This window comes from Oleiagrimonas sp. (genome assembly GCF_027858935.1).
GTDB lineage: Bacteria > Pseudomonadota > Gammaproteobacteria > Xanthomonadales > Rhodanobacteraceae > Oleiagrimonas.
Window position 1 is genome coordinate 1 of sequence record NZ_JAQIBU010000335.1, and the last position, 3,125, is coordinate 3,125.

The 3,125-nt window shown below is 63.2% G+C and carries 4 protein-coding genes; 1 reads left to right on the forward strand and 3 read right to left on the reverse strand.

Features of this window, described 5'->3' with window-relative positions:
- Positions 1-120 precede the first annotated feature (120 nt).
- The 3 genes from rimI to pssA form a co-directional block, all read right to left on the reverse strand.
- Positions 121-603, reverse strand: a complete 483-nt coding sequence (gene rimI, locus PF446_RS12705; protein ID WP_298072172.1) for a ribosomal protein S18-alanine N-acetyltransferase — start codon at positions 601-603, stop codon at positions 121-123.
- A gap of 91 nt (positions 604-694) precedes the next feature.
- Positions 695-1,186 carry a hypothetical protein gene (locus PF446_RS12710; protein ID WP_298072175.1) on the reverse strand — a complete coding sequence of 164 codons (492 nt, stop codon included), beginning with the start codon at positions 1,184-1,186 and terminating at the stop codon, positions 695-697.
- 10 nt (positions 1,187-1,196) lie between these two features.
- Positions 1,197-1,991, reverse strand: a complete 795-nt coding sequence (gene pssA, locus PF446_RS12715) for a CDP-diacylglycerol--serine O-phosphatidyltransferase (protein ID WP_298072177.1) — start codon at positions 1,989-1,991, stop codon at positions 1,197-1,199.
- Positions 1,992-2,303: 312 nt separating this feature from the next.
- Here pssA and PF446_RS12720 point away from each other — a divergent pair, with 312 nt between their 5' ends.
- Positions 2,304-2,756, forward strand: a complete 453-nt coding sequence (locus tag PF446_RS12720) for a DUF4124 domain-containing protein (RefSeq protein ID WP_298072179.1) — start codon at positions 2,304-2,306, stop codon at positions 2,754-2,756.
- The last annotated feature ends 369 nt before the right edge of the window (positions 2,757-3,125 follow it).

Sequence of the window (3,125 nt, forward strand, 5' to 3'; positions counted from 1 at the left end):
CCCGGATAAGGTGCAAACCGCATCCGGGATGGGGCGCGTGGCGCCCCTGGCCGGCATTTCCGGCTGCGCTGCAAAGCGTTCCCGGATGCGCTTCGCTTATCCGGGCTACACAGACACGAGTCAGTCGCGCTGATCGGGCACCAGCTTGTGCATCATCACGATGGCGTCCTCGCGCCCCTGCGCCGCCGGGTAGTACCGCGGGCGGCGGCCGATCTCGGCAAAGTCGTTGTCCAGATACAGCTGGTGCGCGGCCGTATTGGATGGACGCACTTCCAGAAACACTCGATGCGCGCCATGCCAACGTGCCAGATCCACCAGCCGGCGCAACATGCGCCGGCCATGGCCCATGCCCTGGTATTGCGGGTCCACACACAGGTTCAGGATGTGGGCTTCGCCCGCGGCTGCCGACAGGATGCCGTAGCCGCAGATTTCACCCGGCCAGGACATCACCCAGCAGGCATGGCCGGCTTTCAGGCAGTCACGGAAAATACCCGGACTCCAGGGAAACTCGTACGCCACGTGCTCGATCCGGACAACCTGTGGAAGGTCTTCCGGACGCATGATGCGAATCCGCGGAACATTCGGGGCAACAACGGCAGCCATATGTGGATTATGCGATGCCTGAACGCCCCTGCCCAGTGGTCACTGCAACAATCTCGCAAATGGGTGAGACTGCACGCAAGTCCGGTTCGCCTCAGGCACCGCGCAAGCGCCGGCGCAGCGCTTTGAGGGCCAGCCACAACTGGCGTTTCGCAGTGCCTTCGCTCAGCCTGTCAGGCGTCGCCAGCAGCACCACTTCCGCCTGTCGCATCACATCGGCTGGCAGCACATGTCCGAGGGCGTGCGCCTGGAGCTCGCCAAACACCACATAAGCACTGGCAACGGGCGGTGTGTCGGCGATACCACCCGCATCAGTCACCACACGCGGCGCGCGTGCGAAGTCCGGACCGAAGGCATGCATCGCCCGCCCGACCAGGTCCAACTGCCGACGGTCGCAGCCATGAGGAAGCACCAAAACGCAGGGCGCCTGGATGACAATGGAGCGGGTTGGCTGTGCGGGAGCTCCATTATCGGCAGCCAGCTCCCGGATCGGCGCGTCCGTTGCGGCCCCGCGCAGGCGAAAGGGCTGCACGCCCATGGCATGCAGTCGGCGCGTGCGTGCTACATCGGCTTCGGACACCGGCATGCGCTTGACCTCATTCACCAGGCGGAGGCGCGGCACGCCGTGCGCGGCGACGCCGCGTCGAGATGACCCGCCCCCACAGGGTCAGGATCGGTCCCGAAACCACGTAAAGGGCAAACACCACCAGCAGCACATGGGCCGGATCGATGGCCAGGAGCACCAGAATAAGAAGCGCCGCGATCACCCACAGAAACGGCACGCGGTCGTGGTTCGGCCAGGCCTTGAAACTGAAATACCGCACCCGGCTGACCATCAGCAGACCAGCCAGGACGATCAGGAAGGGGGTGAAAAAACACACATCCGCGCCGCTGATGCCGTCTTTCTGCATGCTCCAGACAAAAGCCATGCAGAGCCCGGCCGCAGCCGGGCTGGCCAGACCCTGGAAATAGCGCTTGTCGGCTACGCCCGCCTGGGTATTGAAACGGGCCAGCCGCAACGCGCCGCAAGCGGCATAGATGAACGCCGCCGCCCAGCCGACCTTGCCCCACAGTGGCCCATAGGCGCGCAACTCCGACAGCGACCAGGTGTACATCACCAGCGCTGGCGCAAGGCCGAAGCTGACCAGGTCCGACAACGAATCGTACTGCACGCCAAAATCGCTCTGTGTCCCGGTCAGGCGCGCGACCCGCCCATCCATGCTGTCCAGCAACGCGGCCACGAACACCGCCACGGAAGCGGCCGTGAAATGGCCGCCGATGCCGGAGACGATCGCATAGAACCCGGAGAACATCGCACCCGTGGTCAACAGGTTGGGCAACAGGTAGATCCCGCGCTTGCGCGGTGGCCGGACGTGATTGGAGTCACTCATGCGCTTGGATGATTCCCGTGACAGGTTCGACGAAGTGTAATCGATCCACCCGTGCCAGCCTTGCCCTGTTCGCCGGCGGGTGGTACATCATGTCCCGGGCAGTCGAGAACCCGGACCCATGCATGCTGACGCCACGGCATGTCATTTGCAAAGCCCCGCGTGCAGCCGCACGAACTTCAACGGTGCGGCGACACACAGCAGGACATCCAGTCGAATACGCACTACCGGATACAGAAAGCGACGCGTATCCTGCGCACAAAGTGACCGGTCACGCACTTGTGCCGTTTTCAACAGTATCTGAGGAGAATCACCATGCGAGGCACGCTGTCCATATTACTGGCCGTTTTGCTGCTGACCCTGCCTGCCATCGCCTTTGCACAGGTCTACACGTGGAAGGATTCCAACGGAACCCGCCATTTCTCGGACCGCCAGCCACCCGAGGGCATCAAGTACAGCGTGATCAAGACCCGCGCGAACGCAGACATGCCACGCTCTGCCAGTGGTTCTGACGTACCGTCCAGCAAGGACACCGGAAATGGCCAGGCCGACGTTTCCGCGCAGAGCTCCCAGCAGGCAGATGCCGGCCAGTCACCGCAACTGAAGCGCTTTTGCGCCCAGTTGCAGTCCAACATCACGCTGCTGAAGTCCAACCAGACCATCGCCAGCATGAACAAGGATGGCAAGACCGTGCAGATGAACGACAAGGTCCGTGCACAACAGCTGAAACAGCAGCAGCAGCGTTATCAGGCCTATTGCATCAAATAGGCTGGTGACAGGCGGTTTTCGGGCGCTTGTCGATGCAGCAACCTCCGTCGGGCGGGCCATTCCGCTGGGGACGCTCAGGCGGCTATAATCGACCGTTCAGCCTGCCCTGACGGTGCCGTGACTGAATCCGTTCCGGCGTGCCCACGCTGGCTACCCAGCGGATCCGGTCCAAGCGGCATCTGCCGGGCCCAAGAATCGGACCGATGCATGCGTTTGAGCCAGTTCCATCTCGCTACCGTAAAGGAAGTTCCTGCCGACGCGGAAATCGCCAGCCACCGGCTGATGCTGCGCTCGGGCATGCTGCGCAAACTTGCCGCCGGCATCTACACCTGGAGCCCTCTGGGATTGCGTGTGCTGCGCAAGGTCGAG